Below are 13,356 nucleotides of genomic sequence, written 5' to 3'. Positions count from 1 at the left end.
TCACACAGTCGTCGTGCGACAACAATCAACTGAGAGGCCCCAATGAACGTCAGAGCGTGTGACTTTCCGGAGACGATCGAATACGAGCCCAATCTGGGCGCGCTTCTCGACCGTCACCCGGAGCTGCAGATCGAACGGGACGACTACAACATCAACGTCACCGCGAACTACGGCGAGCGCCTCGAGCCCGATGCGCTGTTCGAGCGCTACAAGCGACATCCCGGGCGGGGCAAGCCCGCGCATCTGTACTATCACTTTCCGCTGTGCGAATACATCTGTCACTTCTGCAACTACGTCAAGCAGCTTGCCTCGCCGACATCGCGCGACGCCCAGCTCGATCGGTGGACGGATGCGTTGATCAAGGAATCCACGCTGTACGCCCAGCAGGTTCCGTGGATCACCGGCGCGCTGATCGAATCCTTCTATATCGGCGGCGGCACGGCCGCTGTCCTCACTCCGGCGCATCTGTTGCGCATTCTCGATCACGTCCGCTCGACGTTCCACGTGACGCCGGAATGCGAGCTGAACATCGAGGGCAATCCGGACAATTTCTGCGACATCGACAAAGTCCGAGCGCTCAGCGATATCGGATTCAACCGCTTCAGCGTCGGCGTGCAATCCTTCACGCCGGAGGTGAACCAGTTCACCAATCGCGGCCATACGCCGGACATGTCGCGCCAGGCGATCCTCAACCTGCGCAGCACCGGCTTCCCGTTCAACGTCGACATGATGTTCGGCCTTCCGCATCAGACGCCCGAAACGGTCTCGGAGGATCTGCGCACGCTCGTCGAACTCAGGGTCCCGACCATCACGATCTATCGGCTGCGCAACGCGGACCGGCAGTCAATGGGAATCGGCAACCGGGCCGTGTGGAACGTGCCGAAGGTTCGCAACCGGCTCGTCGAGCAAGGCCTCTTTCCGACGCTGGGTGCGACTTACGAGATGCGCGAGCGCGCGGTCGAGCATCTCGTGCGAAACGGCTATCAGCCGAGCCCGTGCGGCTGGTGGAGCCTGCCCGGCACGTATCGCGACGGCAACATTCCCCGCGTGTCCCGCAACAAATGGCAGCGCTTCGATACCATGCTGGCATTCGGCCCCGGCGCATACGGCTGGCTCGCGGGCGCCAACCAGAGCGTGATCCAGACGCACAACGGCTCCGACATCAGCGGCTACCTCCACCATATGGAATCGAGCGACACGCCGCCGCTCGCCTTCGGGCGTCTGCTTACCGGCAATCAGGCCGTCGGCACCGCGCTCGGTTTCGCGTACAAATCCCGTCAGCCGATCGAGATCGACCGCTTCAAGCGCGAGTACGGCGTGGATCTCGCCGAGGACGAGCCTTTCAAGACGGTCTTTTCGGAACTCCTCACCAAGGGCCTGATCCGGTCGACCGACAACGGCAATGCGTTCCTGCCCACATTGAACGGGGAAGCGCTGCACGAGGAAATCATCTCGGTATACCTGCACGAGCGCATCGGTTCGTTCACCGCGGCGGTCTGCAACAAGGTGGCCTGAACGCCGGCCTTCGCACGCCGGCAATCCGTCCGGCCGGTCGGCAGATCGCGAGCGAATCGCGTCGGCCGCCCAGCGGATTCGCGCGCAACGCGGCCGCGCGGTCGGGAAACGCCGCCTGACGATCGGACTCAGCGCCGACACTCCGTGCCCATGATCGTGACAACATCCAACGAACCGCGCATTCGCCGCCACTCCCCGTACGTCGCCGCGCTGCGCACGCCGCTTGCCGGTGCGTGGGTCGGCATCCGCTTTCTGCTCATTCCGTTGCTCTGGCCGCGCTACCGCATGGGCAGCCGGATGGATTGGGCGTTCTCGGTGGACGCCTTCATGAAGCGATCGCTGTATCCGCTCACCGAGACACCGGACGATGTGCTGAAACGCGACCTGGAACTTCCCGCGTCCGTCCAGCGCCGGCACGACATCGCCGAGCCCGCCGGCGGCGAAACCGGGGCGGCTTCTGCTCCGCGCTCCGGGAACGGATGGGCGCGCCTCGGCCATCATCCGATCGATCTCGCGCGATTCGCGAACGGCCGGCCGCTGCTGCTGATCCTGTATCGAGGCAGTTGGTGCCCCTACTCCAGGCTTCATCTCGCCGATCTCTCGACGGTGGCGCATCGCCTGGAAACCCTCGGGGTTGCCGTTCTGGCCGTCAGCGCGCGCCGCCACGACGACTGGTGGCGCGCAAAGGGCATCTCGCTCACATTCGCCGCGGACCCCAACGGCGACCTGTTTCAAGCGATGGGCGTTCGCATCGCCCCGCCGCTGTCGCATCGCGTGTGGGGCATGCTGCTGCCGCACGAGAGCGGCTTCCTGTTCGACCGGAACGGGAATCTCGTGGCCGCGGACGTGCGGCGACTCAATCCGACGAAAACCAGGCAGACGTTCCTCTCGTCGACACGATGGCTCGCGCTCGCGCACGAGCTCACCGAGGCGGAGCGGATTGCGCAGCACAACGACTGAACCGACCACGATCGTCCATCGAAATGCACCCGACCACCGCCGCCTTGGGTACGCTTGCGAGCTTGCTCGCAAGCGTCTGCGCATTCGCCCTTTGCAGAGGCCGGATGCGTTCGCCGGACCGACAGCCGGCGCCGCCGCCGCGCGTCGAATCGCTGTGCGTGGGCGACACGGTCCGTACGTTCCTGCATGTCACGCCGCCGTCCCTGCCGCCGAATGCGCCGCTCGTCATCGTCTTCCATGGCGGCTCCGGTACGCCGGAACAGATCCGGAAATACACGGCGTTCGAATTCGACGCGCTGGCCGACGCGAACGGCTTTGCGCTCGCCTATCCGCGCGGCGTCGGCGGCAACTGGAATACCTGCCAGAAAGGGCGCAGGAACGCGGCGACGCGGCGCAACGTCGACGACATCGGCTTCACGCGGGAAATAATCGCATGGTTTGCATCCGTTTATGGAATCGATCGATCTCGCGTCTTCGTCGTCGGATTTTCGAACGGCGGGCACATGTGCTTCCGCCTCGCACTCGAGATGGCGAACGAGCTTGCCGGCTTTGCCGCGATTTCGGCCAATCGGCCCGCGCCGGCCGATTGCAGACACGCGGGCAGGCGCGTGGCGGTGCCGATGATGACGATCAGCGGCACGGCGGACCCGATCAATCCGTATCGAGGCGGCGAACTCTCTCCGTACGGCCTGCGTGCGCTCGGCCCGGTACTGTCCGCCGAGGAAACCGCGCGCTCGTTCGCCCGCCCGAATGCGCAGCACCGTCGCGACGAAGCGGGCGACCTGTTTCCCCGGGATCGCCAGACCCGTGCGATGCGAGATGCGTGGGGCGACGAGAACGTACTGATCACGATTCACGGCGGCGGACACACGATTCCCCAGCCGCGCTACACATTCCCGCGCCTGTTCGGCAGAACCAGCACCGCGGTCGACGCGCCGCTCGAAATCTGGCACTTCTTCCGCATGGTCGCAGCGAACCGTGCGCGCGCGGCCGCGCCGAAGCCAAGGTCGTTGCAGTCGGGCTGACCCGCGCGATTCCGTCGCCACGGCCTCGCGGGGCGGCGAACCGGTACCGCCCGTCGCGCCGGACGTCCCGGCGCGCGGAGCGGGCTCGACGCTAAACATTGCTGACGAGACGGAGTATCTTATGCTGTCGAATAACGAGATCAAACGCTACAGCAGGCACCTCATCATGCCCGAGATAGGAATGGATGGGCAGCGCCGCTTGAAGGCGGCCAGCGTACTGTGCGTCGGCACGGGCGGCCTGGGATCGCCGCTCGCCACTTATCTGGCGGCGGCGGGCGTCGGACGTCTCGGTCTTGTCGACAGCGACGTCGTAGACGTCAGCAACCTGCAGCGGCAGATCCTCCATCACACGAGCGACGTCGGCCGCAGAAAAGTGATATCGGCGAAGGAGAAGCTGAGCGCGCAGAACCCTGAAATCGAGATCGTCGTTCACGACGCGATGCTGACGCCCGACAACGCGCTGGACATCTGCGCGGGCTACGACATCATCGCCGACGGCAGCGACAACTTCCCCACGCGCTACCTGATCAACGACGCCTGCGTCCTGCTCGACAAGCCGAACGTCCATGCGAGCATCTTCCGGTTCGACGGGCAGGCGACGGTGTTCCACGCGAAGCACGGCCCTTGCTATCGATGCCTGTTCGCCGAGGCGCCCCTCCCCGGCGAAGTCCCCAACTGCGCCGAGGGCGGGGTGCTCGGCGTACTGCCCGGCCTGCTCGGCGTCGTTCAGGCAACGGAGGTCATCAAGCTGATCCTGGGCATCGGAACGCCGCTCATCGGAAGACTGCTGACGTTCGACGCGCTGAGCATGCGCACGCACGAACTGCGGCTCTCCAAGGACCCGGATTGCCCGATCTGCGGCGCCCGCCCCGTCATTCGCGACCTGGTGCGCGAGCAGGCCGCTCAGCCCGCTTGCGCGATGCCGCTTCCCGAGACCGCGGAAATCGGGGCGGCGGCATTGCAATCGATGCTGAGCGATCCGTCGATCAAATTGACGCTGCTCGACGTGCGCGATCCGAACGAGTGGGAAATCTGCCGGATCGAGGGCGCCAAGCACATCCCGATGAGTGTTCTGAGCGAGCGGCTGCACGAGGTCGATCGCGACGCGGACATCATCGTCTATTGCCTTGCGGGCAAGCGCAGCAGCATGGCCGCCGCGCTCCTGCGCCAGGCCGGATTCGGGAGCGTGCGAAGCCTGTCGGGCGGCATCCGCGCCTGGGCGGCGTGCGTCGATCCCGCGATGCCGATCTATTGAGCGCGGCGCTCTGACATGTCGTCTCGATGAACCATGGGAGCGCAAATGGGGAAACCACTCAGGAAGTCGGCGCGATCCGGCACGCTCGCCAACGCGTCGGCCGCCCACATCGACGACGCCCCGCTCTCGAAAGAATCCGCTCGTCCGCCGGCACGGCACGCGTTACGCCGGATACCCGATGCGCCGGCCGATCCGGCATCCGCTTGCGCGTCGAAACCGGCCGCCGGCGATCGGCAACCGGTTCACGCGCCGCCGAGCGCGCGCGAAGTCCGCACGATCTATTGGGCACTGATGGTAGTCATCGGCCTCGGCACGCTCGATCAGAGCATCGTGGCCACCGCGCTGCCGCGCATCATGTCCGATCTCGGCGACATCGCCAAGAGCTCGTGGATCGTGACCGCCTACGTGCTGTCCTCCACCACGTCGATGCCGCTTTACGGGAAGCTCAGCGACCAGTTCGGCCGCAAGCGGATGATCCTCATCGCGGTGGCGGTGTTCCTCGTCGGCTCGCTGCTGTGCGGCCTATCGCGAAGCCTGACGGAGCTGATCGCGGCGCGCGTGGTGCAGGGCCTGGGCGCGGGGGCGTTCCTGCCATTGAGCCAGGCGATCATCGCCGATCTGATTCCGCCCGCGCAGCGCGGGCACAAGCAAGGCGGCATCGCTGCGGTTTTCGCCGCGACGAGCGTGATGGGCCCGCTGCTCGGCGGCGTGATCACCGATGCATTGTCGTGGCACTGGATTTTTCTGCTCAATCTCCCGGTAGGCGGCGCGGCGCTGTACAACATCGTCCGCAAGCTGCGCCCCGGGCGGCCCGGCGGCGCGCAGCGAATCGATTATCTGGGATCGCTGCTGATGACGGCGGCCGTCACGGCGTTTCTGCTGGTGCTCTCGCTGGGCGGCTCCGCATGGCCGTGGCACTCGCCGCAGGTCTATGGCAGCGCGGGAGCCGGCCTGGTCTTGACCGCGGCGCTGCTTGCCCACCTGCGGCGCACGGCGGCGCCGATCCTGCCCCCGACCCTGTTCGACAACACGGTGTTCAACATCGCGTGCATCGTGATGTCGCTGACGTTCATGGGGCTGTTCGGGGCGACGCTGTTCCTGCCGCTGTTCTCGCAGCTCGTCAGCGGAACGGGAGCGACGGAGTCGGGCCTGCTGATGGTGCCGCTGATGCTGGGCGCGGTCATCTCGTCGGTGATGGGCGGCCGCATCCTGGCGCGCATCGGCCGCTACAAGCCCACGCAAGTGGCGGGACTGTCGACCGCCATCGTGGCGTTCGCGCTGCTCGCCTGGTCCATCTCCGCCCGCCTCAGCTACTGGTTCATCGAGCCCTGCGTCTTCATGCTCGGAATCGGACTGGGTCTCGTCATGCCGAACATGACGGTCGCGGTCCAGAACGCGCTGCCGGTCGCGCAACGCGGCGTCGGCACCGCGATGCTGACGTTCTTTCGCTCGCTGGGCGGGCTGGTCGGGATTGCCGGATCGAGCGCGATCATCGCGAGTCAGTTGCCGGCCACGGAAGCCGCGGCGCGCACGGCGCTCGCCGGGCATCATCTAAGCGGCTCGCTCCACCAGGCGGCCGGCGGCCTGGCGGACATCTACCGCAGTTCGATCGCCGAAACGTTCGCGGTCGGCTCGGCAATCGTCGCGCTCGCCCTTGTCGTGCTGTTACGGCTGCCCGAGCTTGCGCTCGTGGATCGGGACGACGCGCCGCCTGACGCCCAGGGAGTGCCCGCACATGATTGAGCACGCTCGGCCACAACCCCCCTTCCGTTTCGCACGCGACGGCCCTTTCGGCGAGCGGCGCGGCAATCGGCGCGGCGGCGACGCCCATCGGCGGCCTGCTGCGCCGATGCGTTGCGCGCTGCGCATCCGCGCGCCGGGCTTTTGCGCGCGCCGCCCGCCACCTCATCGTCAGTGGTCCGTCCCATAAGCCGCGCTCACGCGGTGGACGTGCGATCTTGCACACGAACCGGCGAACCGCATCGGTTTCGTGCTACGGCCGACAAATGTGCCCTCGAATATCGATTCCTCATCTAAACATAGAAATCCAATAGAACGATTAATTCAATCGGAACATCCAGTCTTGGAGAGGGACATGGAGAATGTAGAACTATATCGATTTTCAAACATAGCATTCGATTCGGGAAAAGAACGCGAACCCTTGCAAAATCGGGACGCGACGGCCGATCTCCGGCGGGGTCAGACGGGCGCCGCGCCTGCGGGGCCGGACAGCTTTTTCAGCGGCGCGCATGTCGGCAACCTGATGCTCGGCACGCTTCGCCACCCGGCGACGATCTCGAACGGCCTCGTCACACATGACGCCATCCGGACCATCCAGCGCACCCATTGCAACGGTTGCGACCACTATTTTTTCTGCGCCTCCCGCGAGCATGCGTGGCAGTCGACCTCCGAAACCGGGATCGTTCGCATCGGCGCGCGGCAGCTCTACTTTGCCGATCCGGCCCGGCCGCTGTGCATCGACGTTCAGTCCGGCGACGTCGCCATCCTGATCGTTCCGCGCAACTTCATCCCCATCGATCTTTCCTCGCGGCACGGCACCGTATTTTCCGGACTGATGGCGTCGCTCGCCGCTCAGTACATCGTCGGTCTCGCGGAGCACATCGGCGCCATCTCCCATTCCGAATCGAAAGCCATCGGCGACGTCACGCTGAATATGCTGCTGGCCGCGACGTCTGCGACCCACGACCCTATCGGGCCCGTTCGAACGAACCTGGAAATCGAATTGACGAGGAAAGTCAAAACCTATATCAACAACCATCTGGAATCGCCGAAACTGTGCGTCGATTCCATTTGCCATGACATCGGCCTCTCGCGCGCCGCGCTATATCGATTATTCTCGCGGGAAAATCTGGGCGTCGCCGAATACATCAAACTTCTTCGACTGAGAAAGATTTATTACATCCTGAGACACTCGACCGAATCCCGCATCCGGATTTCCGAGCTCGCCGACCGTTATGGGTTTTGCTACAACTCCTCGTTCGCGAAACTGTTCAAACGCCAGTTCGGCTGCGCGCCGTCGGAGATCAGGCGGAATACCGCGGTCGCGCCGCGCTCGGGCAACAGCAAGGCAACGCAACACGACCTGCCGCTCGATTTCCACGAGCGGCGCCACTTTCCCACCGGAGCTTCATGAGAAGGCGAACTCGCCGCATCGCGTCGCGTCGTCGCTCGCGGTCGATCCGCGGCGCCAGCGCCGGTGAAACGGACGACGATGAGCGCCGCCTCGGTTCGGGCGAGTGAACCTGAATAGGGCCGAGAGCAGCCGCGTCAGCGTCGTCGTGCGCGGCTGAAACGATCGAACGCGACGTGATCGCATCACGCATGCGCGTTGCGTGCGGCGCTCGGCGTTCGACGAACGGCCGGCGTCCGGGCGACATGAAAAACGTGCATCCGATGCCGCCGCTCATCGCTCTTTCATGCCCCAAACGTCCGAACGCCTTCCGCCCTCCACGCCTGCCACGCCTGCCATTGCGGTCTCGGCATCGTTCTTTCGTTGGCGTTCCATTCATCCGCCAGGGTCGCTCGACTCCGGCCCTGCGCGATATGCACGCCCGCCAACCTCCGGCGGCTTGCCGAGCGCGCTTTCACGGCCAGCGCCGAAACGATCCGGACATCGAACGAAAGGCGGCTCGCCCGCGTCAGCCCGCTTTCGCGGCGCGCCTTCTCTTCGCCGCGCTCGCGGCCGCCGGCGCTTGCGCGGGCATCGCGCCCGTGCGCAGCAGAAACCGCACCGCATGCTCGGCGAGCGCGTCGAGCCCCAATGCCCCGTCCGGCTTGTACCACTGCGCGACCCAATTCAGCGCGCCGAACGTCAGCAGCCGGTCGATCGGCGTCGGCGCGGGCCAGTCGCCCGCCGCCTGCAGCCGTTCGATCACGCCGTCCCATACCGCTTCGTAGCGGTCCTTCAGCTTCAGCACCTTCGAGCGCATCGCTTCGTCGAGCGATTTCCATTCGTACAGCAGCACCGGAATGAAATCGTGATCGGGCGACACGAGCGTCTGCAAATGCGTGCGCACGAGCGCGCGAAACGCGTCGCGCGCGGGCAGGTTCTCGACGTCGAGCGCCTCGATCCGCGCGAGCGCGTTCGACATCCCCTGCTCCATCACGGCGACGAGAATGTCCTGCTTCGTCTTGAAGTAGTAGAACCAGCTTCCCGCCTGCACGCCCGCGGCGGCGGCGATGTCGCGGACTGTCGTTCGTTCGTATCCCTGCGTGCGGAACAGCTTCGCGGATTTGAGGATCAGCTCGTCGCGCAGCGTCGCGCTCTCGCCCTTCACGGGACGCCCGCGCTTGCGCGTGGCCTGAGGTATGGCGCTCATAGAATCACAATGCGATGTTTCGAACCGGCGTTCGCCGCCGCGCAGCCGCGACGACGCCCGTCATTCGGCGATTATCGGCGAGTTTCAAACGCTTGCAAAGCCGATCCGCTCGCGCGCGCCTTTCGATTCCGAGCGTCCCGCGCCAGGGCCTGTTGAAGAACGGGTTTGCGAGACGCTCGCGCGTGGGTTTCTCGAGGTGGCCTACCCCTTATCCAAGTCGTGCGAGCCGCTTGTCGTGCGTTCCGAGCGGCCGACCATTGTCTCCACCACCTCGCCAGAGGGACTTCGACCGCCTGCTAATACTCGAGCTGCCGCGCGGCGAGATCCTTCATGATCTCCTGCGCGCCGCCGCCGATCATGTTGACCTTCACCTCGCGGTAGATGCGCTCGGGCCGCGTGCCGCGCATGTAGCCCATGCCGCCGAGGATCTGCACCGCGGCGTCCGCGCAGAACTGCATCGTCTGCGTAGCGAAGTTCTTCAGCATGCAGATCGTCGCGACGAGCGCCGGCGCGCGCCCGTCGGCGTGATCCATCTGCCACGCGCATTGCTCGAGCCACGCGCGCGTCGCGCCGATGCGCATCGCCATGTCGACGAGCGTGTGCCGAATCACCTGATGATCGGCCACGCGCTGCCCGAACGTCCTGCGCTGCCGCGCCCAGTCGAGCGCGTCGTCGTAGCAGACTTGCGCGAAACCGAGCGCCGACGCGGCCAGGCTGAAGCGCTCGAGATTGAAGTTCTGCATGACGAGCGGAAAGCCGCCGCCCTCCGGGCCGATCCGGTTCGCGGCCGGCACGCGGCAATCGTCGAAGCGCAGATGCGCGGTGTCGGACGCCCACCAGCCCATCTTCTTCAGCGGCGTCTTCGACAGGCCCGCCGTGTCGCCCTCGACGAGCAGCAGCGACAGCCCCTTCGCGCCCCGCGCATGCGGATCGGTGCGCACGGCTACCGTGTAGTAGTCGGCGCGGATGCCCGACGTGATGAACACCTTCTCGCCGTTCACGACATAGTGATCGCCGTCGCGAATCGCGCTCGCTCGCAGCGCGGCGACGTCCGATCCGCCGCCCGGTTCCGTGATCGCGAGCGCCGAGATCTTGCGGCCCGAGAGAATGCCGGGCAGCACGCGCGCCTTCAGCTCGTCGCTGCCCGCATGCACGATCGGCGGCGCACCGATCGTGTGCGACATCAGCGAGCTGACGACGCCGCCCGCGCCGCAGCGCGCGAGTTCGATCGAGCAGATCAGCCGATGAAACATGTCGACGTCTTCGACTCCGCCGTACGCGTCCGGAAAGCCGATGCCGAGCAGCCCGATTCGCGCCGCCTTCTCGTACAGCTCGCGCGGAAACTCGCCCGCCTCGTCCCAGTCGTTCACGTAAGGCGAGATCTCTCTCGCGACGAACCGGCGCAGCGTGTCCTGCAATTCGATGTGTTCGGGCCGGTAGTACGCCGGGTTCGGGGTCGTGCAATGCATCGATGTCTCCTGTCGGTTCGTCGGGCCGGCCGTCCGGGGCCGCCTTCCCGGATGCTCCTGACCGGAACGGCCTCGTTCGCGCCGATTCTAGAAAGCCCGAACAAATAAATCAACCGATTGATTTATTAGATTCGTGGCGCTACGATGCGCACATCGCGCGGCGGCATCCGGGCCGCCCGATGAACGCGCCGCACAGCAAGACCGCCGCCGCCGGCGCTTTCGCGCGCGACGCGTGCTTGCGCACGGCCGCGCCGGCTCCGGACGATTTGTTTCCCCGCTGATTCTCGACTGACGGAAGACCTTCCATGGGATATCGCTCACAACTTCGCGCAGGCAGCTTCGACGGCAAGATCGCGCTCGTCACGGGCGGCGGCAGCGGCATCGGCCGCTGTTGCGCGCACGAGCTTGCGTCGCTCGGCGCGCACGTCGTGCTGCTCGGGCGCAACGCGGACAAGCTCGCGAACGTGTCGGCGGAAATCGGCGAGGACGGCGCCCGCGCGGACACGATCGCGTGCGACATCCGCGACGAGGACGCCGTGCGGCAGGCAGTCGCGCAAATCGTCGAGCGGCACGGCCGCGTCGATCTGCTCGTGAACAACGCGGGCGGCCAGTTTCCCGCGCCGCTCGAGCAGATCAGCGCGAAAGGCTGGCAGGCGGTGCTGAACACGAACCTGCTCGGCGGCTTTCTCGTCGCACGCGAGTGCTACGTGCAATCGATGAAGCCGCGCAAGACGGGCGCGATCGTCAACATCATCGCCGACATGTGGCACGGCATGACGGGCATGGGCCACAGCGGCGCCGCGCGCGCCGGCATGCTGAACCTCACCGAGACGGCCGCCGCCGAATGGGCGCCCGTGCGCGTGAACGCGGTCGCGCCCGGCTGGATCGCATCGAGCGGCATGGACACCTACCCCGACGCGATCAAGCCGATGCTGCGCGGGCTGCCGAAGATGGTGCCGCTCGGGCGCATCGGCAACGAAGCCGAAGTGTCGGCGGCGATCGCGTTCCTGCTGTCGGACGCCGCGTCGTTCATCAGCGGCGCGTGCCTGCGCGTCGACGGCGGCGCACCGAACGCGCGCCGCCACTTCGCGATGCAGCCGGTCGACGCGAACGCGCCGTTCGACGGCTTCCATCGCGCGATCGCGCCCGAACTCTTCAGGCGCTGACATGCCCGTCTTCGACTCCCGCCTCGACACCGCAAGCGCCGCGTTCCGCGACAACGCCGAGCACATGCGCGCGCTGATCGCGCATTGGCAAGCGCTGAACGCGCGCGCGGCGCACGAATCGGCGAAGGCCGGCCCGCGCTTCGACAAGCGCGGGCAACTGCTGCCGCGCGAGCGGCTCGCGCTGCTCGTCGACGCCGGCGCGCCGTTTCTCGAGCTTGCGTCGCTCGCCGGCTATCTGGTCGGCGAAAGCGATCCGGACCAATCGGTGCCGGGCGCGGGGCTCATCGGCGGCATCGGCTACGTGAGCGGCACGCGCTGCATGATCGTCGTCGCCGATTCGGGCATCGACGCGGGCGCGCTGCAACCGATGGGCCTCGAGAAGTTTCAGCGGCTGCAGCGGATCGCGCTCGAGCACCGGCTGCCGTTCGTGCATCTCGTCGAATCGGCGGGCGCGAACCTGATGCAGTACCGCGTCGAGGAATTCATTCACGGCGGCCGCCATTTCTTCCAGCTCGCGAAGCTGTCCGCCGCCGGCATTCCGGTATTCACGCTCGTGCACGGCTCGTCGACCGCGGGCGGCGCGTACATGCCGGGGCTGTCCGACTACGTCGTGATGGTGCGCGACCGCGCGAAGGCGTTTCTCGCCGGCCCGCCGTTGCTGAAGGCCGCGACGGGCGAGATCGCGACCGACGAGGAGCTCGGCGGCGCGACGATGCACGCGAGCGTGTCGGGCCTCGCCGACTATGTTGCCGACGATGATGCCGACGGCATCCGCATCCTGCGCGAACTTGTCGACAAGCTCGGCTGGCGCGAACGCGAAGCGGCGCTGCCGGCGGGCGGGGAGCCCGCGCTCGATCCCGAAGGACTGCTCGGCATCCTGCCGCGCGACGGCAAGAAGCCCGTCGACATGCGCGAGGTGATCGCGCGAATCGTCGACGCATCGGACTTTCTGGAATTCCAGCCGTCGTACGGGCCGGCCACCGTCTGCGCGCATGCGCGGCTGCACGGCATGCCCGTCGGCGTCGTGACGAACAACGGCCCGCTCGATCCCGCCGGCGCGACGAAAGCGACGCACTTCATTCAGGCGTGCTGCCAGAGCGACGTGCCGCTCGTGTATCTGCAGAACACGACGGGCTTCATCGTCGGCCGGGAATCCGAGCGCGCGGGAATGATCAAGCACGGCGCGAAGATGATCCAGGCGGTGTCGAACGCGACCGTCCCGCAGATCACGATTCTCTGCGGCGCGTCGTTCGGCGCGGGCAATTACGGGATGTGCGGACGCGGCTTCGATCCGGCGTTCGTGTTCTCGTGGCCGAACGCGCGCACCGCGGTGATGGGCGCCGAGCAGGCCGCGCTCACGATGGCGATCGTGACGGAAGGCGCGGCGCGCGCGAAAGGCATCGAGCCCGACCGCGCGCGAATCGACGCGATGCGCGAGAAGATCGTCGCGAACTTCGAGCGCCAGACGCACGCGTTCTACACGTCCGGCCGCATGCTCGACGACGGCGTCATCGATCCGCGCGACACGCGCCGCGTGCTCGCGATGACGCTTGCCGTCTGCCGCGACGGCCGCCGCAAATCCGTCCAGCCGCTCACGTTCGGCGTCGCCCGCCCCTGATCCGGAGA

At 66.4% G+C, this 13,356-nt stretch carries 10 protein-coding genes; 8 read left to right on the top strand and 2 right to left on the bottom strand.

Going from position 1 to position 13,356, the window contains the following annotated elements; translation table 11 throughout:
• Window positions 1–42: 42 nt before the first annotated feature.
• From BTH_RS01545 to BTH_RS01520, 6 genes are all read left to right on the top strand, one after another.
• Window positions 43–1,515: a coproporphyrinogen-III oxidase family protein gene (locus BTH_RS01545; RefSeq protein WP_009895102.1), complete on the top strand. Its 1,473-nt coding sequence runs from the start codon at window positions 43–45 to the stop codon at window positions 1,513–1,515.
• Between the two features lie 150 nt (window positions 1,516–1,665).
• A complete protein-coding gene (locus tag BTH_RS01540) occupies window positions 1,666–2,475 on the top strand; it encodes a redoxin domain-containing protein (RefSeq protein ID WP_009895101.1) in 810 nt (269 codons plus the stop codon).
• On the top strand, window positions 2,415–3,500 hold the full coding sequence (locus tag BTH_RS35505; RefSeq protein WP_308412071.1) for an alpha/beta hydrolase family esterase: 1,086 nt from the start codon (window positions 2,415–2,417) through the stop codon (window positions 3,498–3,500). Before BTH_RS01540 ends, BTH_RS35505 begins: the two co-directional genes overlap by 61 nt.
• 121 nt (window positions 3,501–3,621) lie before the next feature.
• On the top strand, window positions 3,622–4,755 hold the full coding sequence (gene moeB / locus BTH_RS01530; protein WP_009895099.1) for a molybdopterin-synthase adenylyltransferase MoeB: 1,134 nt from the start codon (window positions 3,622–3,624) through the stop codon (window positions 4,753–4,755).
• A gap of 291 nt (window positions 4,756–5,046) precedes the next feature.
• The gene (locus BTH_RS01525) at window positions 5,047–6,498 is read left to right on the top strand and encodes an MDR family MFS transporter (RefSeq protein WP_009907159.1); all 1,452 of its coding nucleotides are present in this window, start codon (window positions 5,047–5,049) and stop codon (window positions 6,496–6,498) included.
• A 352-nt stretch (window positions 6,499–6,850) separates the two neighbouring features.
• Window positions 6,851–7,909 carry a helix-turn-helix transcriptional regulator gene (locus BTH_RS01520; protein WP_011400861.1) on the top strand — a complete coding sequence of 353 codons (1,059 nt, stop codon included), beginning with the start codon at window positions 6,851–6,853 and terminating at the stop codon, window positions 7,907–7,909.
• A 505-nt stretch (window positions 7,910–8,414) separates the two neighbouring features.
• Here BTH_RS01520 and BTH_RS01515 read toward each other — a convergent pair.
• Both BTH_RS01515 and BTH_RS01510 read right to left on the bottom strand, forming a co-directional pair.
• Window positions 8,415–9,095, bottom strand: coding sequence for a TetR/AcrR family transcriptional regulator (locus BTH_RS01515; RefSeq protein WP_011400860.1), 681 nt, complete (start codon window positions 9,093–9,095; stop codon window positions 8,415–8,417).
• Between the two features lie 296 nt (window positions 9,096–9,391).
• A complete protein-coding gene (locus tag BTH_RS01510) occupies window positions 9,392–10,564 on the bottom strand; it encodes an acyl-CoA dehydrogenase family protein (RefSeq protein WP_009895092.1) in 1,173 nt (390 codons plus the stop codon).
• Between the two features lie 305 nt (window positions 10,565–10,869).
• Here BTH_RS01510 and BTH_RS01505 point away from each other — a divergent pair, with 305 nt between their 5' ends.
• Together BTH_RS01505 and BTH_RS01500 are read left to right on the top strand one after the other, a co-directional pair.
• The gene (locus BTH_RS01505) at window positions 10,870–11,730 is read left to right on the top strand and encodes an SDR family oxidoreductase (RefSeq protein WP_009895088.1); all 861 of its coding nucleotides are present in this window, start codon (window positions 10,870–10,872) and stop codon (window positions 11,728–11,730) included.
• Between the two features lies 1 nt (window position 11,731).
• A complete protein-coding gene (locus BTH_RS01500; protein WP_009895086.1) occupies window positions 11,732–13,348 on the top strand; it encodes an acyl-CoA carboxylase subunit beta in 1,617 nt (538 codons plus the stop codon).
• Window positions 13,349–13,356: the final 8 nt, after the last annotated feature.

Origin of the sequence: Burkholderia thailandensis E264, from assembly GCF_000012365.1 — a bacterium.
In the GTDB taxonomy this organism is placed as follows: Bacteria; Pseudomonadota; Gammaproteobacteria; order Burkholderiales; family Burkholderiaceae; genus Burkholderia; species Burkholderia thailandensis.
The sequence above is the reverse complement of the archived record's forward strand: the minus strand, read 5'-3'. Positions and strand labels throughout refer to the sequence as shown.